The sequence below is a fragment of the Desulfovibrio sp. genome, from assembly GCF_018379785.1.
Taxonomy (GTDB): Bacteria; Desulfobacterota; Desulfovibrionia; order Desulfovibrionales; family Desulfovibrionaceae; genus Desulfovibrio.
In genome coordinates, this window is the sequence record NZ_JAGZUV010000004.1 from 25230 (window position 1) to 47211 (window position 21982).

The following is a 21982-nucleotide window of genomic DNA, read 5'->3' on the forward strand; positions in this document are numbered from 1 at the left end:
ATGTTGTTCCTGCAAAAAGGCGGATGCCTTGTGGCGCAAGCCGGGCGACGACCATTCCCTCCTCGAAAAGACCGAAAGGCAATCGTCCCGGCCTGGACATGTGTGCTTATGGATTGCCGGATCGGCCGCCGGCATTGTCGTTTTCCCGGAAAGCAGCTATGAGGATACATGGAAAGAAAAAACGTATCCGTGCCAGCTTGCTGGGCGCGTTCGCAGGCATCCGCCATCAACCGCCCCTGCGGCTAAGTTGATTATGCATTATAAGTCAATATAGACTTATAACAAAACAAGGAGTTGAAAGAAAATAAGTCCAAATCGACTCAACCCTTGACGGAGGAAATCCGGCCGCCCTACAGGTCCGGAGGAATAACCTGCCGCCATTGCACGGCATCCGGGCCATGTCCAATTTGGCACAAGGATTGCTTATATAGATTATCTGTGGCCGCGCCCGGCTTGCTCTGTTTTTCCTGAAATCCAGGCGTTGCCTTCAAAGAAAATACGGCGTCGCAACTCCTGACGGTATGCCGCGCAAAAAGTATTGTTCAACGGCGCTGTGGTCGTGCGGCCTTCAGAAGCCATATCGTCTTTATCCATACGGCCTGTAAGCCCCGCAGCTGCCTTTGTTTCGCCGCAACGGCTGAAGCGGATTAGTCTGAAGGCAAGTTACATCGCTGTTTTCGAAAGTCCGCGCAGAACGATTTGCCGGTTTCAAAGGCGAATCGGTTAACTAGGGTAGATAGTTATAAACCTACAGGATGGAGCGTAGTTCCAGATGGCGAAACGGCGTTGCCGACGCCCACGCTGAAAGCGTGCCGCGGCGTCCGCAGCGTATTCCGGCCGGAGACTGGCCGGGCTTTACGGCCCCGTCCGTGCCGGAAAAAACACTGGCCCTAAAAACCAGACAATGAGCAGGAGGAAGCGCATGGGTGATTCAGAAAAGCACTGTCATGCGGGCGAGCGGCGTGAAGAACTTGAAAAAACGCTTCGCCCCGTCGAAGTGCTGGCCCTGGCTTTGGGTGCCATTGTGGGGTGGGGCTGTTTTGTGTTGCCGGGGATACGCTTTTTGCCCGATGCCGGTCCCATGGGAACAGTCATCGCCTTCTTTGTGGGCGCGCTGTTCCAGTGCATTGTGGCCCTGAGCTACAGTTTTCTGATCAAACCCTACCCCGTGGCCGGCGGCGCGTTCGCATACGCCTATGCGGGCTTCGGCACCAAGGGCGCGTTTATTTGCGGCTGGGCCCTGGTGCTCAGCTATATCTGCGTCATCGCGGCCAACGCCATGGCCATGATCCTTCTGACACGCTATCTCCTGCCCGGCGTTTTCGACGTGGGCTACCTCTATACTATCGCGGGCTGGGACATCAACGCCGGAGAACTGGCCTTTGTTTCCGCGGTGCTGCTGCTGTTCGGCTGGATGAACTTCAGGGGCATGAGCGCGGCCAGCGCCATCCAGGTCTTTCTGGCCTTTGCCCTGACCATCGGCGTGCTGGTGCTGACCTTCGGCACCATCCAGGCCGATACCTCCAGTTGGGGCAACCTTGAGCCGCTCTTCGCGGAAGACCGTTCTCCCTTGGCCTGTGTGCTGATGGTGCTGGCCTTGACCCCCTGGCTGTACGTGGGCTTCGACACCATCCCCCAGACCGCCGAGGAGTTCACCTTTTCCCCGCACAAAGCGCGGGATCTGATGCTGCTTTCAATCATCTGCGGCGCCATCATTTACGCCCTTGTGACCCTGTGCGTGGCCGGGCTCATTCCCTACAAGGAACTTCTGGGCCAGAACCACGCCTGGGCCACCGGCTGGGTGGCGGATCAGATTTTCGGGCGCTGGGGCGGCGTGGCCTTGACTGTGCCGGTGCTGGCGGGCATTCTGACGGGCATGAACGGCTTTTTCATGGCCACCACCCGTCTGCTGTTCAGCATGGGACGCAGCAAATTCCTGCCCAACTTCTTTGCCGCCGTGCATCCCCGCTACAATACGCCCTGGAAGAGCGTGGCCTTCACTCTGGCGCTCTGCCTCATCGTGCCGTGGTTCGGCCGCGCCGCCCTGATCTGGATCGTGGACATGTCCGCCATCGGCACGGCCCTGGCCTATCTGTTCACCAGCCTGACCGCCTTCAAATATCTGGCCCAGAATCCTGACATCCCCGAAGCCCGCTGGGGCAAGCCCGTCTGCCTAGTCGGCGCGGCTACCTCCATTATCTGCTTTATCTTGTTGGTTTTCCCCAGTTCTCCGGCGGCCATCAGCGTGCCGTCATGGATCATGCTTTTCATCTGGGTGGGCCTGGGCGGCCTGTTCTATCTGAACAGACGTGAGGAGTTGCTGCATATTCCCCATTCCCGGCTGCGCTACCTGCTGTTCGGCAAAAGCGATTATCCGGTGCTGTTCAAGGAAGCTGACGAAGAAGAGCCGGAACCTTCCGCCTCCGTTCAATAACCGACTTCCGCAAAACATTTTACCACACGGAGACGTCTATGCGGTTGAAAAAATGTCTCAGCTTGGTCCTGATGTCCCTCTTCTGTCTGGGCGCGGCCCTGCCCGCCGCAGCCGCCGATCTGGTCAAGGTTCCCACGGCCTGGTTGCCCGGTCAGGAAGCCTTTCCCATCTGGTACGCCAAGCAGCAGGGCTGGGACAAGGCCGTGGGCATCGACCTGCAGATCTACGCCTTTGATTCCGGCGCCGATGCTCTGCGCGCCTTCCCGGCCAAAAGCTGGATTTTCGGCGGCCTGGGGGCCGTGCCGGCCATGCTGGGCGCGTTGCGCTACAATATGAGCGTCATCGGCCTGGGCAACGACGAAGCCATGGCCAATGCGGTCATGGTGCGCGCGGACAGCCCCATCCTGAAAACCAAGGGCTACAACAAGGACTATCCCAATATCTACGGCAGCCCTGAAAGCGTGCGCGGCAAGACCATCCTCTGCACCCGCGTGACGTCCGCCGACTATGCCCTGCACCTCTGGCTGAATGCCCTGGGCCTCAAGGAATCGGACATCGTCCTCAAGAATCTGGAACAGGCTCCGGCCCTGACCGCCTTTGACTACAACATCGGCGACGCCGTGGTGCTCTGGGCGCCCTTCACCTTCGTGGGCGACAAGCGCGGCTGGAAAACCGTGGGCACCCCCAAGGATCTGGGCAAGCATCTGCCCATCGTGCTGGTGGCGAATACCGCCTACGCCACGCAGTATCCCGACGTGACCGCGAATTTCCTGACCCTTTATCTGCGCGGCGTCAACTGGTTGCAGACCGCTCCGCGCGAAGAGGTCGTCAAGCAGTTCCAGAAATTCTATCTGGACTGGGCCGGCCAGGATTACAGCACGGACCTGATCAACCTCAACTTCGACACCTATGAGTTCTTCAATCTGGAAGCCCAGAAAAAACTGTTCAGCACGTCGGCCGGCCCCAGCCAGGTGCAGCAGTGGCAGAGCGAACTGGCCGAATTCTTCGCTTCCGTGGGCCTGATCACGGAGAAGAACCTCAAGGATCTTCAGGGCAGTTCCTATGTGACGTCCAAGTATATCGACATGGTCACGCCGCAAGCCGTGACCAAGCAGTAGCCAAACGCCTCAGGGCGTAACCGTGTTTTCGCGCGAAACGCACTCCGGCGGGGTTGTCCCTGCCGGGGCGCGCCCGAACTAGGGCGGTTCACGCATGAAATGCGTCAACTGCTTTGCAAGGGTTTGTCTGCAAATCCTTGCCGAAATGCGAGTAGGCGAGCTTTGCTCGCCGTAAACGAGCATTCCAAGTGTAAATGCTCTAAAGAAAAGCGGAGAGCCATATGCGCCTGCTGCTCACACTTTGCCTGGGTCTGTGCATCATCGCCATTCAGGTCGTTCTGGGGGTTAAGGCTTTCTTTCCCGACGCCTATGCCGACAAGACCGACGTGGTGGACGCCCTGATGGAGCAGAAAAAATCCATACTGGACCAGATTCCCCCGGCGGAGCTGGCCTGGGTCACCGAACATCCCGTCATTGTCGTGGGTGTGGACCCCAACTTCTACCCGTTGGAAACATTCGACGAGCGGGGCCGCTACACCGGCCTTGGCGGAGACTATCTGCGTCTGCTGAGCAAGCTGACCGGCCTTGACTTCCGGGTGCGCAGGCTGACGGACTGGGCCAGCACCGAAGAGCAGGCCCGCCAGAAGCTCATCGACGTCTTCATGGCCGCGGCCAAGACGGGACGCCGCAGCGAATATATGCTGTTCACCACGCCTTACATCAACATGCCGGGCATCATCATGACCCGCCGCGGCAGCGGCCTGGACAAGATCGGCCTTGAGGATCTCAAGGGCAAGAAGGTGGCGGTGGTCAACAACTATTCCTGGCATGACTTCCTGAAGGAATTCCATCCTGAAATCACCGCCGTGCCGGTAACCAACACCTTGGAGGCCCTGCAGCGGGTCGTCACCGGCGAGGCCGATGCCGTCATCGACTATGAATTCAACCTGCTGGAAAAAATCCAGACCGGCGGCATCATGCAGATTCAGCCCGCCGGCAAGGTGGATTCCTCCTATGGCCACGCCATTGCCGTACGCAAGGACTGGCCGGAATTGTTCAGCGTGATTTCCACGGCCCTGGCCCGGATCACCCCCGCTGAACAGAAGATGCTGGCCCAAAAGTGGCTCCAGCAGGAGCGCCCCGCCGGACAGGAACGCCATCTCCAGTGGATATTCTTCTTTGTGGTGGAATCCCTTCTGCTCTGTCTGGCCCTGAACTGGCTCTGGCAGAATGAATTGAAAAAACAGGTGGCCCTGCGGACCAGAGAGCTTAAAGCCGAGCTGGCCGCCGCCAAGCGGGCTTAACCGCATCTCCCCACAAGGTTTTGAGGCGGGGCGGAAGCGTGGGAAACGCGCTTCCGCCCCGTTCCGTTCAGGCCCGGTTCAATCCAGGCCCAACTCCTTGCGTTTGCGCCAGAGCGTCACCGTGGTGATGCCGAGCAGGGCCGCGGCCTTGTCCATGCTCACGCCCAGGCCCAGCACCTTGCGGATCTGGGCCTCTTCCACCTCGGCCAGCGTCAGAATGCGTCCCTCGTCCGCCGCGCCGCCTACGCCCTGCAGGGCCGGGGGCAGGTCGGCACGCCGCACCTCGGGACCTTCGGCCAGCAGCAGGGCGCGCTCCATCACATTGCGCAGTTCGCGGGCATTGCCGGGCCAGGCGTGGGCCAGCAGGGCGTCGCGCGCTTCGCCGGAAAGCACGGGAACCGCCTTTTCTCCGGCGGCCTGCCGCAAAAAACGCTGTGCCAGGGGCAGGATGTCCTCCCGGCGTTCCCGCAGAGGCGGCAGGCGGCATTCAAAAATGTTCAGGCGGTAATAGAGATCTTCACGGAAGCGCCCCTCAGCCACCAGGCTTTGCAAATCCCGGTTGGTGGCCGCCAGCACCCGCACGTCCAGGCGCAGGGGCTTGTTGTCCCCCACCCGCTCAATGACCCGGTCCTCCAGAAAACGCAGCAGCTTGGCCTGGCTTGACGGCGAGAGCTCGCCCACCTCGTCCAGAAAGAGCGTGCCCTCCTCGGCGGCCTCGAATTTTCCCGCCCGGTCTCGTACCGCGCCGGTAAAGGCCCCGCGCACATGCCCGAAGACCTCGGACTCGAACAGGGGTTCGGCGATAGCCGAACAGACCACTTCGACAAAGGGCTTGCCGCTTCTGGCTGAGCAGCGATGCAGCTCGCGGGCCAACGAAGTTTTGCCGGTGCCCGTTTCACCCTGAAAAAGCACGGAAACCTCACTTTGCGCCAGCTTGTCCATCAAACGCTGCAAGTCCAGCGCGGCGGGAGAGGTCAATCCCTCAAACCAGCCGTGCCGCGCCTGCCTCAGACGGGCGTTTTCACGCCGCAGGCGCACCAGATCCCGGACCCGGCGCAGCAGATGCTCCAGCTCTCCGGCGGAAAAGGGCTTGGGCAGATAGTCATACGCCCCGGCCTTGATGGCTTCCACCGCATTTTCATAAGAGGCGAAGGCCGTCATCAGCACGCAGACCAAATCCGGACGACGCTCCAGCGCGGCGGCGGTCAACTCCACTCCGCTCATGCCTTCCATGCGCATGTCGGTCAGCAGCAGATCGGGCGCCTGTTTCTCCACAGCGGCCAGCGCCGCTTCGCCCCCGCTTTCGCCCACGACCCGGCACCCCAGGCTTTTCAGAGTCAACAGCAGGGTGCGCAGGATGGCCGCATCGTCGTCCACCACCAGGACGCTCAGTCCCGAGTCATCTCCGGTCATACCAGTCCTCCGCCGGTTTCGGCGTCCCGCTCCGGCAGGGGCAGGCATACCGTAAAAATGGAACCGCCTTCCGGAGCGGGCGCGTAGTGCAGTGTGCCGCCGTGCCCTTCCACAATGGCCCGGCTGATGGCCAGGCCGAGACCGGCGATGCTCAATCGCCGCCCGGCAGCGCGCCGATGCGAAAAGGGCTCGAAAAGACGTCCGGCCAGCTCGGCGTCGATGCCCGGCCCGTTGTCCGTCACCTTCAAGGCGAGAACGCCCTCCCCTTCCAGCTCCGCGCCCACCGTGACCGCGCCGCCCTCAGGCACGGCGCGCAAGGCATTGGACACAAGGTTGGAAAGTACCCAGGCAAAGCGTTCCTGATCCAGGAACACGGGCGGGAGATCCGGCGCAACATCGCAACGCAAGGCTACGCCCGCCTCCCGTGCCGCCGGTTCAAAGGGTTGCAGCCAGCGCGGCAGGCAGTCCCGCAGATTCAGCGGCGCTGGCCGCAACTCCAGAGCATGCGGGCTCATGCGGGCGATATCCAGGAACTGGGCCGCCACAGTGCGCAGACGCGCGGCATCCTCCCGCACGGTCGCCACCAGGGCGGCCAGATCCGGGTCCGCCGCGCTTTCAGGCCGCCGGGCCAGCAAATCGGCGGCCAGCCCCAAAGATTGCACCGGCGTTTTCAATTCGTGGGAAATCCAATCCATCATTTCCGCGCGCAGGGCGTCGCGTCGCTTCTTTTCCGTGATTTCAGTGAGCAGAAAAACCTGCCCCAGGCTCTGCTTCGGCCCGGCCACGGCGCGCGCCCCCCGGCTTGGCTCTTCCACCACCCGCCTCCGGGCCGAGAACCAGCGCTCGCCCCCCGTGCGCGCGCCGTCGTCCGGCTGCTCCGGATCCGCAAGGACAATGTCCCGGCTGCCGGTCAGGCCGCTGTGCAGGACGGCGCGCAGGGTCAGGTAATTGGGAGCCGTGCTCGAAAGATCCGTCCAGACTTTACCCAGCACATCCCTGGGCGTGAGCCCCAGCAGAGCCAGCATGCGGCTGCTGGCATGCTCCACCGCGCCGCCGGGACCAAGCATCAGCACGGCGTCTTCAGCGGCGTCCAGCAGCACGGCCAGCTTGTTTTTTTCCGCGATCAGGCGGTTCAGATTCACGGCGTCAAGCTGGCTGAGCCGCGCCCAGAGTCGCGTGAATTCCTCGAACAGAATACGCACTTCCAAGGTCTGCGGCGCGGGCAGGCGCAAAGGCTTGCGCAGGGGCGGACGGGCCTGAAACACCTCGGCCGCGCGGCGCAGGGGATGGGCAATGCGCGCGGCAATGGCGTCAGTTTGAAAAAAGGCCCAGAGCGTGCACGCCAGGAACAGGGCAACGCCAGCCGTGAACACGAAGTCGCGCCACCAGCGGCCCTCGGCGATCCTTTGCCGGATGCCCTCCTCATTGAGGGCCACCAGAGCGTTGAGCTGCATGCGCACGTGGTTGTAGCTCATATCCGCGTCTTCCGGCCCGGCAAGCAGCAATTCGCTCCAACTCCGGGCCACGGCGTCCACCGCCGCCTGCTCACCCGTTTCGGTCACATTGGCCCGCGCTCCGGCCAGGGCCAGTTCAAACTCGGTCTGCCAGGCAACGCGGTCCTTCCCGACATAGAGTTCCGGGAAACGCCAGCCGGCCAGAGCCGTGGACATCTGCCGGGCCAGGGCCACGGAATCGTAATTCCGGCTCACCAGCGAGTCAGGCGCGTGCCCGGCAAAGAAAAAGCCCGTGCAAAGCAGCCCGCCCGCCAGACCAAAAGCCAGTACCAGCCTGAGGGTGGCCTGGCTGATGCGGCGGTGCAGAGTGGGTAAAACTGTTATATCCATTGCCGTCAACTGGTTGGATGCTTTTTACGCGTTATATTTTCGTCTGGGGACATGAAAAATTCACACCGGAAAGCCCCGGTTTTTCCGCATCAAACCTCTCTGGGAGTCAGATTGACGATATGCACGTCCACTCCCACCGCGTCATACAAAAAATTAAGGATAAAGGAACCGCGCAGGCGTTCGCGCAACGGCGTCAGGCGGGATTTGCCGAAAAAGGCATGCCGCACATTGCGGGCGCTGGCAAAATTGACCAGGGTTTCGGCCACGTCCTCGCCCGTCAGCTCCACAACCTCGGCCCCCAGGCGCGTGGCCAGCCGCAGATTGTTCAGCAGGCCGCGCTGCACGGCGGCGTTGATCCGCTCCGGGCTCTCCCGCTGACGCTGCACATACACCACGTAACAGCACGAGCCCATCTGGCTCGCCAGACGCATGCCCTTGCGAATCAGGGTTTCCGCGTCCGTGGGATTGGAGCTGATGGCTACCATCACTGCCTCGGCGGCGTGGCCTTTCGCCTCCGGCGAAAGCAGTGTCTGGGCCTCGATCTTGCGCATCTGGTCGCCCGAGGCCTCTCGCAGGCAGAGCTCGCGTAAAAAAGACAGATTTTCGTAACTGAAAAAATTCCGCAAGGCCCGCTCGGCCTGCTCCGGCTTGTAGATCTTGCCCTGGCGCAGGCGCTCGCGCAGATCCTCCTTGGATACGTCCACCGTAACCACCTGATCAGCGCGGGCCAGAAAGGCGTCGGGCAGACGCTCACGCACGGCCACGCCCGTGGCTTCCTGCACCCGCTCGGCCACGGACTCCAGGTGCTGCACATTGAGGGTGCCGATGACGTTGATGCCGTGGAAGAGAATTTCCAGCACGTCCTGGTAGCGTTTTTCCCTCAGGGAGCCGGACGCGTTGGTATGTGCCAGTTCGTCCACCAGGGCGATCTGAGGCGCGCGGCGGATCAGGGCCTCCACGTCCAGTTCGGGAAAAGCCGCCCCGCCCTGGCTGACGCGCAACGGCGGCAATTGCTCCAGCCCTTCCAGCAGGGCCCGGGTATCGGGCCGCTCGTGCGGCTCAACATAGGCGGCCACCACGTCAAAGCCCTGCTGCAAAAGGTTATGGGCCTCCTGAAGCATGGCGCAGGTTTTACCCACGCCCGCCGCGTAGCCCAGATATATTTTGAGCGAACCTTCGCGTTTGCGCGCCAGTACGTCCGAAAATTCCCGCATAACGCCCCCGGATATTCCGAGCTTCACTACAACGGAGGGGCGGGTGCCGGCCCGTCCCTCCGGTCTTCATGTCCAGAGCAGATCAGCGTTGAGATGCCGCATCAGCGGCCGGGTCGGAAAAGAAACCTTCCCACGCCGGATTTCAGTCTATCCGACCTCCCGGCCCCGGACAAGGCGGCTTACCGCCCCTGCTCCGGCGGAGCGGGCATGGCCCCGGCGTCGATCGTGCCGCTCAGATGATCCAGAGCCATATTCAGCTTGAGCACATTGACCAAGGGCGCGCTGTTCAGCACGCCGCCGGGCGTTTCGGCCAGGCTGTCCGTCAATTCCACCACGTCCGAAGGTTCCAGGCCGCGCGCGCGGGCCACGCGTTCCGCCTGCCAGTGCGCGGCGCGCAACGTGATATGCGGGTCCATGCCGCTGCCCGAGGCCGTGACCAGATCCGCCGGAACCTTGCGCTGCGGCGTGGCATTCAGGATTTTCAGGCTTTCAAGCGCGCGCTGCCGCAGAGCCTCGCCCGCCGGGGAGAGGTTACTGCCGCCCGTGGCGTCGGCTTTGTAGTCCACAGCCGACGGGCGCGGCCAGAAATACTCCGGCCTGGTGAAAGCCTGGGCAATCTGCGCACTGCCCACCACCTGGCCCTGCTCATTGGTCAGCAGAGAGCCTTGGGCGGTCCAGGGTGCAAATGTGCGTCCCACGGCCAGGATGCTCAACGGATACAACACACAGAGGATCACCGCGGACACCAGCATCAGGCGCAGGCAGGCCGCGAGCTGCATGCCCCAATTTCCCGTAAGTTCACTCGTCATGACTTTTCCTCACTCATTTGCGGGCCATCAGGCCAGGCCCAGACCGGCCAGCAGCATGTCGATGAGCTTGATGCCCGCGAAAGGCACCAGAATGCCGCCCAGGCCGTATACCAGCAGATTATGCCGCAACAGGCTTTCCGCGCTTTTGGGACGGTATTTCACGCCCTTGATGGCAATGGGAATAAGCAGCGGAATAATGACGGCATTGAAGATCAGGGCCGAAAGTACGGCGCTCTGCGGCGAAGCCAGGCCCATAACATTCAGAGCCGAGAGCTGCGGGATGGCCAGCATGAACATGGCCGGGATGATGGCGAAATACTTGGCTACGTCGTTGGCGATGGAAAAGGTGGTCAACGCGCCCCTGGTCATAATCAACTGCTTGCCTATTTCAATGATTTCAATAAGTTTTGTGGGGTCGCTGTCCAGATCCACCATATTGCCGGCTTCCCTGGCGGCCTGGGTGCCGGAGTTCATGGCCACGCCGATGTCCGCCTGGGCCAGGGCCGGAGCGTCATTGGTGCCGTCGCCCATCATGGCGATCAAGCGTCCCTGGGCCTGCTCCCGCTTGATATAGGCGAGCTTGTCCTCGGGCCTGGCCTCGGCGATATAGTCGTCCACGCCCGCTTCCCTGGCGATGGCCTCGGCCGTGAGCGGATTGTCGCCCGTGACCATGACGATGCGGATGCCCATGGCCCGCAGACGGGCGAAACGGCCGTAGATGCCCGGTTTGAGCACATCGGCCAGAGCCACCACGCCCAGCGCGTCGCCGCCGCGCAGCACCACCAGCGGCGTGGCGCCGCTGCGGGCCACAGCCTCCACCAGGGTGGAAAGGCCGTCCGGCAGGGCCTTGCCTTCCTTGGCCAGAAGGCGCTCAATAGTGTCGGGAGCGCCCTTGCGGTACAGCGTGCCGTCGGGCAGTTCCAGGCCGCTCAGACGGGTCTGGGCCGTAAAGGGAATCACTTTTGCCCCAGCCGCCACGTCTTCTTCCAAAGGCGCCTCACCGGCCAGCAGCTTTCCCCCCAGAGCAATGATGGATTTGCCCTCCGGGGTCTGGTCGCCGAAAGAGGCATACATGGCCGCGCGCGCCAGTTCCAGGGGCTTCACTCCGGAGAGTGGAAAGAATTCCGAAGCCTGGCGGTCCCCCATGGTAATGGTGCCGGTCTTGTCCAGCAGGAGTGTGTCGATGTCACCGGCCAGTTCCACGGCTTTGCCGCTTTTGGCCAACACATTGGCCGTCAGAGCCCGGTCCATGCCCGCCAGGCCGATGGCCGCCAGCAGTGCGCCGATGGTGGTGGGAATCAGGCAGACCAGCAGTGAGGTCAGCCAGGGAATGGGCAGATCAATGTTGAAATAGCGGGCCATGGGCCAGAGTGCGCCGGTCACCAGCACAAAAGCCAGACTCATACCGGCCAGCACCACGGTGAGCGCCAGTTCGTTGGGCGTCTTCTGGCGCGCCGCGCCTTCCACCAGGGCAATCATTCTGTCCAGGAAAGACTGGCCGGGCATGGCCGTGACCCGGATCAGGATGCCGTCCGAAAGCACCCGCGTGCCGCCGGTGACGCCGGAACGGTCGCCGCCCGCCTCGCGCACCACGGGCGCGGATTCGCCGGTGATGGCCGATTCGTCCACGCTGGCCGCGCCTTCCACCACTTCGCCGTCCACGGGAATGACTTCCCCGGCTTCCACTTTGACCAGATCGCCCTGACGCAACTGATCGGAATACACTTCCACCAGCTTCTCGCCATCCACCTTCCGGGCCGGGGTGCGGGCGCGGGTCAGCTTGAGGCTGTCGGCCTGGGCCCGGCCCCGGGCTTCGGCCAGGGCCTCGGCGAAGTTGGCAAAGAGCACGGTGAGCCAGAGGATAAAGGTCACGGCCAGGGTATAGGGCACGGGCAGCAGGGCCGCGCCCTGCCCGGTCAGATCCAGAATCAGGGTCAGGGTGGTCAGGGCCGCGCCGATTTCCGTGACGAACATCACCGGATTTCGGATCATGGCCACGGGATTGAGCATCACAAATGCCTGCCCGACCGCCGTGCGCACCAGACCGGCCTCAAAGAGGGAGGCTTTGCGCCCGGCACGCCGCGACAGTTTGGCCTGCGCGGTCTGATAATTCATTGCGGTATCCATTGTGTATTTCTCCACAGTAAATGTTCTCAGCCGCTAGCGCACGGCGGACAAGTGCTCGGCAATGGGGCCCAGCACGGCCACGGGCATGAAGAGCAGCGCGCCCACGATAAGCACGCAGCCCAGCAGCATGCCGCCGAAAAGCAGCGTATCGGTACGCAACGTGCCCGCGGTTTCAGGCGCGGCCGTCTTGGCCGCCAGGGAGCCGACCATAGCCAGGGGCAGGATGATAGGGATGTAACGAGCCAGGAGCATGACCAGACCGGTGGCGATATTCCAGGGCACGGTATTGTCTCCCAGCCCCTCGAAACCCGAACCGTTGTTGGCCGCCGAGGAGGTGAACTCGTACAATATTTCGGAAAAACCGTGGAATCCGGGGTTGGCCACGGTATCCGCTCCCCACGACGTGGCCGCGAACAGCGCGGTGCCGCCCAAAATCAGGAGAGGGTGGGCGAGAATGGCCAGCAGGGCCAGCTTCATTTCGCGCGTTTCCACCTTGCGCCCCAGATATTCCGGCGTGCGCCCCACCATCATGCCGCTGATGAACACGGCCACGATGATGTAGAGAAACATATTGATGAAACCCACACCCACGCCGCCGAAGACCACATTCAGCCACATGCCGATCATGGGGATAAGCCCGGCCAGCGGGTTCAGGCTGTCGTGCATGGCATTGACCGAACCGTTGCTGGTGGCTGTGGTAAAGACGCTCCAGGCCGGGCCGGCGGTGGTGCCGTAGCGCAGTTCCTTGCCTTCCAGGTTGGAGCTGTTTTCAATATCCAGACCATGGAAAGCGGCGGCAGGAGCGCTTTCAAAATACACGGCAAAGCATAGCTTGGCGCAGAACAGGCTCAGCATCACCGCGAAGATCACGACCGCGTGCTTCATGCGTCCCGTGATCCGCCCGAACATCCAGACGCAGGCCATGGGAATAACGATCAGGGCCACGGTTTCCACCACGTTCGTGAAAAATCCGGCGTTTTCAAAAGGATGTGTGGAGTTTGGTCCGAAAAAGCCGCCGCCGTTGGTGCCCAGTTGCTTGATGGTCACAAAGGCCGCCACCGGACCGCGGGCGATGATCTGTTTGGCCCCCTCCAGGGTATGGGCGGCCACGGAGCCGTCAAACGTCATAACTACGCCGCCCAGCACCAGCATGCTGGCCGTCACCACGCAAACGGGCAGCAGCACCAGGAAAGTGGCCCGCATCACGTCGGCATAAAAATTGCCCATCAGCACCTTGCCGGACAGGCCGCGCGCCAGTGCGGCCAGGCAGGCCAGGCCTGTGGCCGGGGTCAGGTATTGCAGCCACATCAGCGCGAACTGGCCCAGATAGCTGAGCGCCTGCTCGCCGGAATAGTGCTGCAAATTGGTATTGGTGGTGAAAGACGCCGTGGTGTTGAAAATCAGGCTGCCTTCCAGTGCGCCCTTGGCGTCGGGATTAAGCGGCAGCCACTGCTGCGCGCCCAGCACCAGAAAGACGGAGATGAAAATAAGCACGTTGAACAGCAGCATGGACAAAACGTAGCTCTTCCAGCCCTGCTGTTTGGTGACGATCTTACCGCCGACCTTCACAAACAGACGTTCGGCAGCATGCCGGAAGCCGCGACCCGCAACCGGATCATTCATGGCCCAGGCCGCCATCTTGCCGAGGGGCCAGGACACGGCGACGCTGAGCGCCACCAGCAGAAAGACATACAGCATGGCCGCGCCTCCTACAGTTTTTCCGTGTTCAGAATAACCCAGACGAGATAGGCAATGCAGAACAGCAATGCCAGCCCCGAAACATACAACATGATGTTCTCCATTTTCTTCTTACAATTTGGCGCAGGCCACGGTCAGCAGGGCCATACCGGCGAAGACGGTCAGCCCCAGCCCTAAACAGATGACGAACATGATTCCTCCTTGCGACAGAGATCGCGCCCGGCGTCGGCCCGGCGTATCCGGTATTGAGCAAGGCCCGTACCAAACAATATTTTTATTTAATTTCAATATGATATGATTTATGCAGTGCAGAAAAGCCTTTCATTTTGTAACATAACTTGGAGTCGGGATTACAAAATGTAAAACGAAGGCATCGCCGGAGTGAGGCTGGCGGGATCAAAAGGAAGACGCAAAAAGCAAAAACGCGCGCCGTCCACAAGGACGGCGCGCGTTAGTCAGACGGGTTATCGGTGAAAGACGCCAAGCCTGGAGCAGATTACCTTTGAAATGCTCTAAGGGGCGTCAGGCAACAACGGCAACTTGGTCGGCGACGAAATGGTCACGCTGTGATGCACGCTGGCCTTGCCGTCGGCAGGCACCTTCACTTCCCAGAAGAGCATATGCTTCTTCTCGTCTTTCTGGGAGGGGGGAGTATCGTCATAGCTCACGCTGACGCTCTGGTCCACGATCATGGGAGCCGGGCGCTCCAGCCGCACGGTCAGGGCCTTGGGGTGGCTGTTGGTCAGAGTGTAGGTCCAGGCCCAGGTCCAATTCTTGCTTTTGTCGATAAAGCCGCTTTCGCCGCGCTTTCTGCTGTCCGCCGTGGTGGTCACGCTGACGCGCGGGTCCGCGCCGAAGAAGAGGGTGGCCTCGCCGCCGCGCGGGCGGAACAGGCCCTGGCCCACGCTCTGGCCGTCCACGCTGTATTCCGCCCGGCCTTCCGGCCAGGCCTGCTGCGGCGGCAGAACATACTTAGCCATCAGCCAGACGCGGCTGTCGCCCACGCTGGGCCGGGCCAGCCATTGCAGGGGGGCCTTCCAGGCGTCGGCGGTGATCAACAGGCGCGAGCGCCCTTCGGGCAGGCCGCGCGCGGCCAGGGTCCAGGTGGCGTATACGCCGCTGGCATCCAGGTCCACCGGCGCGTTGGCCTGCGCGGGACCGTCTTCAGCGGCCATTTCCATGCCAGCGGCTTTGCGCGGGGCCATCATAACCATGGGCGCGGGCCTGGGTTCCGGCTTGGGGGAGGAATCCACCACCCAGCGCGGCAGGGGGGCGGGCTCGCGCGGGCCGCTGCCGCGCGTCGCCAGGGTCAGCTTGGTATTGCGCCAGTCCATGCCCGTGAACTGCCAGACCTCGGCCATGAGCCGCACGTCGATGATGTCGCCGTCGCCCTTTTCCGGTTGGGCGTTGAAGTTATAGATCGGCTGCCAGCCGCAATTGTTCAAGGTATAGCTGTAGCGGACGGGCAGTTTCTCCACGCCGGACACGGCCTTTTGCAGGGTGACGCTGATCCGCTGCCCCAGCTCCGGGCTGGCGGGCAGACGTTCCAGCTCCTGCTGCAGGAGCTTCAGGCGGCGTTCCAGATCCGCCTGTTCCCGGCCCAGGCCCGGAATCACATCCTGCATTTTCCTTTCGCGCTGCTCCAGCTCCTGCAGGGTGATGGTTTCCGGCTTGGCCTGCCAGAGCGCCAGCCGCGCGCTCACGGCGGTCAGCTGCCCGGCCAGGCGGGCGCGTTTGACCAAAAGGTCCTCGCGCAGCCGGGCCAGGCCGCCGTCCTGTTCCAGGGGCTGCGGCGCGGCGCTCCAGCGGGCCACGCTCTGGCCGGGCACGGCCAGTTGCAGGTTCTCCGCGTCGCCGGGAATCACAAACTGCAGCACGCTCACGCCGTCTTTGGTCGTGACCGGGGCGTTTTCCTCCACGTCAAGCAGCCCGCCGGCGGGCGACAGCTGGGCTGAAACCGGATTGGCCAACGCGGCCGGGACGTTTTGAACCTCCGGAGCGTTTTCGGCGGCCGCGGCCTGTCCGGCAAGGAACAGGCAAAACAGCTGGCCCAAAAGAAGGCCTGACAGCAGGCCCCGGAACAAAACGCCGGGCCGCCGCCATGCCATTGTCATGGTCGTATACATTTATCCTCCACGGCTTCCGCCGCCGCGCCCGGCCTTTTGCAGCCAGGCGCCGGGCGGGCCGTCATCGTGTCAGTTTGCGGAATTTGAGTCGATGCGGCGTCTCGGCATCCTTGCCCAGGCGCTTTTTGCGGTCTTCCTCATACTCCGTGAAATTGCCTTCAAAAAAAGCCACGCTGGAATCGCCTTCAAAGGCCATGATATGGGTCGCCACACGATCCAGAAACCAGCGGTCATGGCTGATGACCAGCACGCAGCCCGCGAAGTTGTCCAGGGCGTCTTCCAGGGCGCGCATGGTGTTCACGTCGATGTCGTTGGTGGGTTCGTCCAGCAGCAGCACATTGGCCCCGGACTTGAGCATGCGGGCCAGATGCAGGCGGTTGCGTTCGCCGCCGGAGAGCATGTCCACCTTTTTCTGCTGATCAGCGCCGTGAAAATTGAAGCGCGTGCAATAGGCCCGCGCGTTGACTTCGCGCCCGCCGAGCCGAATGGTTTCCTGCCCGTCGCTGATCAGCTCATAGACGGTCTTGCCGGGCGTGAGCGATTCACGCCCCTGATCCACATAGGCGAACTGCACGGTTTCGCCCACGCTCAAACTGCCGGAATCCGGCTTCTCCTGCCCTACCAGCATCTTGAACAAGGTGGTCTTGCCGGCGCCGTTGGGGCCGATGATGCCCACAATGGCGCCCGCCGGAATCAGGGCCTCGGCTTTGTCCATGAGCAGCCGGTCGCCCATGCTCTTGCTCACGTCCTTGAGTTCAATGACGCTCTTGCCCAGGCGCGGTCCCGGCGGAATGTAGATTTCCAGGTCAGGCGCGCGCTTTTCGCTCTCATGCGAAAGCATGGCCTCGTAGGCGTTGATCCTGGCCTTGCCCTTGGCGTGGCGGCCCTTGGGCGACATGCGGATCCACTCCAACTCGCGGGACAAAGTTTTCTGGCGCTCGGCCTCGGCCTTTTCCTCACCGGCCAGACGCTTCTGCTTCTGTTCCAGCCAGGAGGAATAATTGCCCTTCCAGGGGATGCCCCGGCCCCGGTCCAGTTCCAGAATCCAGCCCGCCACGTTGTCCAGAAAATAGCGGTCGTGGGTCACGGCGATAACCGTGCCCGGGAAGGTGGACAAATAGCGCTCCAGCCAGGCCACGGACTCGGCGTCCAGGTGGTTGGTGGGTTCGTCCAGGAGCAGAATGTCGGGATTCTGGAGCAGCAGGCGGCAAAGGGCCACGCGGCGGCGTTCGCCGCCGGAAATCTGCTCCACCGGCATGTCGCCCGGCGGGCAGCGCAGCGCGTCCATGGCCATTTCCAGGCGGGATTCCAGATCCCAGACGCCCTTGGCGTCCATCTGCTCCTGCACTTCGGCCTGCCTGGCGATGAGGGCGTCCATTTCCTCCGGCTCCATGGGCTCGGCGAATTTGGCGTTGATTTCCTCAAACTCCCTGGCGATGGCCGCGAGGTCGCTGACGCCCTCCTCCACCACTTCGCGCACAGTGCGCGTTTCACCGGCCAGAGGCTCCTGCTCCAGATAACCGATGGTATAGCCGGGGGCCAGCACGGTTTTGCCGTCAAAGGCCTGGTCCACACCGGCCAGAATTTTCAGCAGGCTGGACTTGCCCGCGCCGTTGAGGCCCAGCACGCCGATCTTGGCCCCGTAAAAATAGGAAAGCGAAATGTCTTTCAGCACTTCCTTCTGGCCGTGGCGCTTGGACACGCGGATCATGGAATAAATAATCTTGTCCGGTTCGTTGCTCATAGGCTCCTCAGAGTCTGGGACCAGGGCGCGCGGGCGGATAATATCTTGTGGCGCGTCCGTCTGGCCCGGATATAAAAGGGGATGATAGCCGGGACCAGAACGATTTTCAAGCCGGTCGCCCGGACACCGGCGCACCGAGCCGCCCGGCCGTATCGCGCTACGCCGGAAACTCCGCCTCCACACGGCAATATTTCCGGATCCGGCGGCTTTTTTCCACCCGCGCTTGCCATCATTCGCGCTCTCTGCCAGTATGCGGAGCACATTTTTTTGCGCGTTCCCCCCTTTCCCCAAGCAGCCGGAGGGCTCTTTTGCCGCGCCTCGCACACAGGTTCAGCGCCCTTGTCACCCGTTTCATGGGCGCCATCATCATCGCCTGCTCGGCCCTGGCCCTCTGGCGGCCCGGACTGTTCGCCTGGGTGGCCCCGCATGTGGCCCCGCTGCTGGGGGTAATCATGTTCGGCATGGGCATGATCTTGCGCTGGGAAGATTTCAGCCATGTTTTTTTGCGGCCGCGCGACATTGTTCTGGGGCTGGCGGCCCAGTTCGGCTGCATGCCCCTGCTGGCCTTTCTGCTCTGCCGCCTCTTCCGCTTGCCGCCGGATCTGGCCATGGGCGTCATTCTGGTGGGCGCCGCGCCGGGCGGCACGGCCTCCAATGTGCTGACCTTCATCGCCCGGGGCGACGTGCCCTATTCCGTGGCGCTCACCGCCGTGGCCACCTTCCTGTCTCTGGGCCTCATGCCGCTGCTGACCTGGCTGCTGGGCGGCGTCTGGGTGCCGGTGGACGTGTGGGGACTGTTCCTTTCCATCGTCAACATCGTTTTGCTGCCGGTACTGCTGGGCCTGGCCGTCCACCGTTTCTGCCGCCCTCTGGCGCAAAAGGCCCTGCCTTTTCTGCCCCTGCTCTCGGCCCTGGTCATCACCCTGGTGGTGGCCGGGATCATCGCCGTCAATGCGGAGCGCATCCTGCACGCCGAAGCCTCCGTATTTCTGGTGGTCGTTATTCATAATCTGCTGGGTCTGGCCCTGGGCTACGCCCTGGCCCGCGCATGGAACCTGGGCGAAAGCCGCTGCCGGGCCCTCTGCCTGGAAGTAGGCACGCAGAATTCAGGCCTGGCCACGGCGCTGGCCCTGACGCATTTTTCACCGGCCTCGGCCATTGCCGGGGCCCTGTTCAGCGTCTGGCAGAATATCTCCGGGGCGCTGCTTTCCAACTATTTTCACACCCGTCCGCTCGGCGCGGCGACAACAAAGGAGCAGGCATGAGCAGCCGCTTCCTCCCCATTCTGGGCGGCACCATGATTGTGGCCGGCACGGCCATCGGCGCGGGCATGCTGGCCCTGCCCATGATTTCGGCGGGCATGTGGTTTTACTGGTCCGTAGGCCTGCTGCTGGTCTCCTGGTTCTGCATGTTCCGCTCCAGCCAGGCCATTCTGGAAGTCAATCTGCATTTTGAACCCGGAGACAGCTTCCACACCCTGGTGCGTGAGCTGCTGGGCCCGTTCTGGAGCACGCTCAACGGCCTGGCCGTGGCTTTTGTGCTCTACACCCTGGTGTACGCCTACGTCAGCGGCGGCGGTTCCGTGGTCCAGCAGAGCCTCGCGCCCATACTGGGCAGCACGCCGCCCCGTCTGCTCTCCAGCCTGCTCTTCGCCCTGTTGCTCACGGTCTGCGTCTGGTGGAGCTCCAAGATGGTGGACCGTCTTTCCGTGCTGCTCATGGGCGGCATGGCCCTGTCCTTTCTGCTCTCCATCAGCGGCATGATCGGCCACATCCGTCTGGACACCCTGTTGGACGTCAAGGGCAGCGGCGGCCAAGCCATCTTCATCTGGGGAGCCGTGTCCACCTATCTGACCTCGTTCTGCTTCCACGCCTCGGTGCCGAGCCTGGTCAAATACCTGGGCAAGGAACCCCGCACCATCAACGCCTGCCTGCGTTACGGCACGCTCATCGCCCTGGTCTGCTATCTTTCCTGGATCGTGGCGGCGGACGGCAACATCCCCCGCGAGCACTTCAAAGCCGTCATCGCCGCCGGGGGCAATGTGGGCGATCTGGTGGCCGCCGCCGGGAACAATCTGAACAGCGTCGTCCTGCGTCTGCTGGAAGCCTTTTCCCTGTTGGCCGTGGCCACGTCCTTTCTGGGCGCGGGCCTGGGCCTTTTTGACTACATGGCGGATCTGTGCAATTTTGACGACAGCCGCCTGGGACGCACCAAAACCCTGTTGATCACCTTTGCGCCGCCCATGCTCTGCGGCCTGATCTGGCCGGACGGCTTTTTGCCGGCCATCGGCTGGGCCGGGCTGGCGGCCTCCATCTGGTCCGTGATCGTGCCCGCCCTGCTCCTGAGAGCCGGGAGACGGCGGTTCGCCGCGCACGGCTATGCCGCGCCGGGCGGCGCGCTGCTTGTGCCTCTGCTGCTGTTGTACGGCATTCTTGTGGCCGTCTGTCATACGTTTTTTGTCTTCAAACTCTTACCCATGTATCAGTAAAGGAGAAGGTCATGAAAAAGGAAGTCGTCAGCACCGATAAAGCGCCCGCCGCTGTGGGCCCATACAGCCAGGCCATCCGCGCGGGGGACATGCTTTTCCTTTCCGGCCAGGTGCCTCTTGATCCGGCCACGGGCAAGCTGGTGGAAGGCGGCATTGAGGAACAGGCCTCGCGGGCCTGCAAAAATCTGGCCGCCGTCCTGGAATCCCAGGGCCTCAGCCTGGACAATGTGGTCAAAACCACGGTCTTCCTCACCGACATCAGCAAATTCCCGCTGGTCAACGAAGTCTACAAGCAACACTTCAAGGCTCCCTGCCCGGCCCGTTCCTGCGTGGAAGTCAGCGCCCTGCCTCTGGGCGTGCAGGTGGAAATTGAAGCCATCGCCGTGGCGTAAATTCCGCCTAGCCGACTGACCTCAAACCCGGTTTTCCAGCGGGCGGAAGAGCCGTTGCGCTTTTCCGCCCGCTCCGTGCCGGCGCGGCTTCGCGTTGAAATCGGATACATTTACGCCGACGCGGCCCTCACCTCTTCCCTCATGCCCGCTTTTTTCCCATGCTGCATATCCTCGCCACCAGCCTCTCGCTTTACGTCATTGTCCGCCTGATTCTGCCGCTGCGCCTGCCGCTCTGGCTCAAGCTCGTTCTCAGCCTGCTGGTGGTGCTTGTCGCGCTGAAGCTCTATTTTTTCCGCATGGCTTTCGGCACCATGATGCCGGAGCTGCCGCGCTGGCTGACGGCCGCCACGGGCGTGCTGCACGGCTCGCTGATCCTGCTGATCATCCTCTGCGCATTGCGCGACGCCCTGCTGCTTGCCCTGTGGCTGGCGCGCAAAGCTCTGCCGCATGTGCCGACGCTGCCGTTTTCCAACGGTGAATGGGCCGCCGGTCTGCTGGCGCTTTCCCTGTTTCTGAGCGCCGTGGCCGTCTGGCAGGCATTGCGCGTGCCGGACGTGCGCAAGTTAAGCCTGGCCTTGCCCCGGCTGCCGCAAGCCCTGAACGGTCTGCGCATCGTCCAGCTTTCGGATCTGCACATCAGTTCCGGATTTCCACGGGACTGGGTCCGGGCCGTGGTGGACAAAACCAACGCGCTCAAGCCGGATCTGATCGTGATCACCGGCGATCTGGCCGACGGTCCGCCTGCCTGGCGAAGCGGAGACCTTGCGCCGCTGGCGGATTTGCGCGCGCCGCTGGGCGTGTTTTCCTGCACAGGGAATCATGAATACTACTGGGGCTACCGGGGCTGGATGGCTAAAAGCCGCGAGCAGGGCATCAGGCCCCTGGAGAATGCCCATGTGGTTCTGGAAACTCGGGGCCAAAAGTTGGTGCTGGCGGGCGTCACCGACCAGGCCGCCCCGGCCTTCGGCCTGCCCGGCCCGGACATGCGGCGGGCCCTGGAAGGCGCGCCCCGAAACGCCGCGCGCATCATGCTGGCCCACCGGCCCCGCCTGGTGGAGCAGAGCGCTCAGGAAAACGTGGATCTTCAGCTTTCCGGCCATACCCACGGCGGGCAGTTATTCGGGGTCAACCAAATTGTCGGCTGGTTCAACGACGGCTTTCTCGCGGGAACCTATCATGCGGGACGCACTTTGCTGTATGTGAGCCCCGGCAGCGGCCTGTGGACGGGCTTTCCCCTGCGCCTGTTCGTGCCCTCGGAAATCACGGAAATCACGCTGCGCAGCGGAAAGAACGGATAATCTCCCTGAAAGCATACGGGAACCGGCGTACAT

17 protein-coding genes are annotated in these 21982 nt (G+C 62.6%); 8 read left to right on the plus strand and 9 right to left on the minus strand.

The features are described 5' to 3' along the window. Window positions 1-432: 432 nt before the first annotated feature. Window positions 433-594, minus strand: a complete 162-nt coding sequence (locus tag KH208_RS01470; RefSeq protein WP_291433196.1) for a hypothetical protein — start codon at window positions 592-594, stop codon at window positions 433-435. A 328-nt stretch (window positions 595-922) separates the two neighbouring features. Here KH208_RS01470 and KH208_RS01475 point away from each other — a divergent pair, with 328 nt between their 5' ends. From KH208_RS01475 to KH208_RS01485, 3 genes are all read left to right on the plus strand, one after another. Then, window positions 923-2434: an APC family permease gene (locus KH208_RS01475; RefSeq protein WP_291433198.1), complete on the plus strand. Its 1512-nt coding sequence runs from the start codon at window positions 923-925 to the stop codon at window positions 2432-2434. A gap of 38 nt (window positions 2435-2472) precedes the next feature. After that, window positions 2473-3552, plus strand: a complete 1080-nt coding sequence (locus KH208_RS01480) for an ABC transporter substrate-binding protein (RefSeq protein WP_291433200.1) — start codon at window positions 2473-2475, stop codon at window positions 3550-3552. Between the two features lie 221 nt (window positions 3553-3773). Then, window positions 3774-4796, plus strand: coding sequence for a transporter substrate-binding domain-containing protein (locus KH208_RS01485; RefSeq protein ID WP_291433202.1), 1023 nt, complete (start codon window positions 3774-3776; stop codon window positions 4794-4796). Window positions 4797-4874: 78 nt separating this feature from the next. Here KH208_RS01485 and KH208_RS01490 read toward each other — a convergent pair whose 3' ends face one another. The 6 genes from KH208_RS01490 to kdpA all read right to left on the minus strand — a co-directional run bounded on the left by KH208_RS01490 (window position 4875) and on the right by kdpA (window position 13901). Continuing rightward, complete coding sequence (locus tag KH208_RS01490; protein ID WP_291433204.1) at window positions 4875-6209, minus strand: sigma-54 dependent transcriptional regulator; 1335 nt, start codon at window positions 6207-6209, stop codon at window positions 4875-4877. After that, on the minus strand, window positions 6206-8053 hold the full coding sequence (locus KH208_RS01495) for an ATP-binding protein (protein ID WP_291433206.1): 1848 nt from the start codon (window positions 8051-8053) through the stop codon (window positions 6206-6208). Before KH208_RS01495 ends, KH208_RS01490 begins: the two co-directional genes overlap by 4 nt. A gap of 89 nt (window positions 8054-8142) precedes the next feature. Beyond that, on the minus strand, window positions 8143-9267 hold the full coding sequence (locus KH208_RS01500) for a kinase (protein ID WP_291433208.1): 1125 nt from the start codon (window positions 9265-9267) through the stop codon (window positions 8143-8145). A 179-nt stretch (window positions 9268-9446) separates the two neighbouring features. Then, window positions 9447-10076 (minus strand): K(+)-transporting ATPase subunit C, encoded by a 630-nt coding sequence (gene kdpC / locus KH208_RS01505; protein ID WP_291433210.1) that lies wholly within the window; start codon window positions 10074-10076, stop codon window positions 9447-9449. 27 nt (window positions 10077-10103) lie between these two features. After that, on the minus strand, window positions 10104-12203 hold the full coding sequence (gene kdpB / locus KH208_RS01510) for a potassium-transporting ATPase subunit KdpB (protein WP_291433211.1): 2100 nt from the start codon (window positions 12201-12203) through the stop codon (window positions 10104-10106). A gap of 33 nt (window positions 12204-12236) precedes the next feature. Further along, on the minus strand, window positions 12237-13901 hold the full coding sequence (kdpA, locus tag KH208_RS01515; protein ID WP_291433212.1) for a potassium-transporting ATPase subunit KdpA: 1665 nt from the start codon (window positions 13899-13901) through the stop codon (window positions 12237-12239). A 54-nt stretch (window positions 13902-13955) separates the two neighbouring features. On the opposite strand from kdpA, the gene KH208_RS01520 reads away from it, so the two are divergent. Then, window positions 13956-14078 carry a hypothetical protein gene (locus KH208_RS01520; RefSeq protein ID WP_291433213.1) on the plus strand — a complete coding sequence of 41 codons (123 nt, stop codon included), beginning with the start codon at window positions 13956-13958 and terminating at the stop codon, window positions 14076-14078. Window positions 14079-14413: 335 nt separating this feature from the next. Here the strand turns inward: KH208_RS01520 and KH208_RS01525 are convergent, their stop codons facing one another. Together KH208_RS01525 and ettA are read right to left on the minus strand one after the other, a co-directional pair. Next, window positions 14414-16027 carry a DUF4139 domain-containing protein gene (locus KH208_RS01525; protein WP_291433214.1) on the minus strand — a complete coding sequence of 538 codons (1614 nt, stop codon included), beginning with the start codon at window positions 16025-16027 and terminating at the stop codon, window positions 14414-14416. 61 nt (window positions 16028-16088) lie between these two features. Further along, on the minus strand, window positions 16089-17771 hold the full coding sequence (ettA, locus tag KH208_RS01530; RefSeq protein WP_291433216.1) for an energy-dependent translational throttle protein EttA: 1683 nt from the start codon (window positions 17769-17771) through the stop codon (window positions 16089-16091). A gap of 308 nt (window positions 17772-18079) precedes the next feature. Between ettA and KH208_RS01535 the strand changes: the two genes are divergently transcribed. The 4 genes from KH208_RS01535 (at window position 18080) to KH208_RS01550 (ending at window position 21949) form a co-directional block, all read left to right on the plus strand. Continuing rightward, complete coding sequence (locus KH208_RS01535; RefSeq protein ID WP_291433218.1) at window positions 18080-19036, plus strand: bile acid:sodium symporter family protein; 957 nt, start codon at window positions 18080-18082, stop codon at window positions 19034-19036. Continuing rightward, window positions 19033-20259, plus strand: coding sequence for an aromatic amino acid transporter (locus KH208_RS01540; RefSeq protein WP_291433219.1), 1227 nt, complete (start codon window positions 19033-19035; stop codon window positions 20257-20259). The genes KH208_RS01535 and KH208_RS01540 overlap by 4 nt, the downstream gene beginning before the upstream one ends. Window positions 20260-20270: 11 nt before the next feature. Further along, entirely contained in the window at window positions 20271-20651 is a 381-nt protein-coding gene (locus KH208_RS01545; RefSeq protein ID WP_291433220.1) for a RidA family protein, read from the plus strand. A gap of 158 nt (window positions 20652-20809) precedes the next feature. Then, window positions 20810-21949 carry a metallophosphoesterase gene (locus KH208_RS01550; protein ID WP_291433221.1) on the plus strand — a complete coding sequence of 380 codons (1140 nt, stop codon included), beginning with the start codon at window positions 20810-20812 and terminating at the stop codon, window positions 21947-21949. Window positions 21950-21982 lie beyond the last annotated feature (33 nt).